Here is a 536-nt window from a genome sequence, read left to right as displayed (position 1 = left end):
CACTCCCAAATTTCAATTTGTGTATGAATCGGTAAACTTAATTTACAAGTAACCCCGCTGCAAGCTTGATAGTTGCGGCGGGGTTGTTGTTGTTTATGGGTTAATTATCGCTGCGTAGCGAGCTACCTTGGGGTTTGAGCTGTGGCGCATTATCATCGTGCAGCTCGTGGCGGTCGATTGGCTGCGGCGCAGGATTGCCCGCCAGTTGTGGTGGCACAGCCTGTGGTCGCTCTTTGCCAGCGGTTGTAGCAGGCTGATCGTGGCTATGACCATGTTGCTCGGCCAAAAAGGCTTGATGGGCGGGATTTTTGGCGGCCTCAGCAGCCTCGACTGCAATATGATTGAGGACTGGAGCGACGATTTTTTCGAGGCGCTCGTGCGTCGCGGTAATTTGCTCGTTTTTACGATCAAAAGCCGCGCGTTCAGCGGCGACAACTTCAGGGCTAAAGTGGCGTTCATGCTCAGTCATACAATCCTCCTTGATTATGCTGATACTGAACAAGCAAAGACTATGCCGTGAAAAACAAGGACACAGG

At 51.7% G+C, this 536-nt stretch carries 1 protein-coding gene; it reads right to left on the bottom strand.

What is annotated here, in order from left to right:
- Nucleotides 1–100: 100 nt before the first annotated feature.
- Nucleotides 101–469, bottom strand: a complete 369-nt coding sequence (locus tag DEF47_RS14800; protein WP_012188634.1) for a hypothetical protein — start codon at nucleotides 467–469, stop codon at nucleotides 101–103.
- Nucleotides 470–536 lie beyond the last annotated feature (67 nt).

This window comes from Herpetosiphon sp., assembly GCF_003512625.1.
Lineage (GTDB): Bacteria > Chloroflexota > Chloroflexia > Chloroflexales > Herpetosiphonaceae > Herpetosiphon > Herpetosiphon aurantiacus.
Note: the sequence above shows the minus strand (reverse complement) of the source record. Positions and strands in the feature narration are given on the sequence as shown.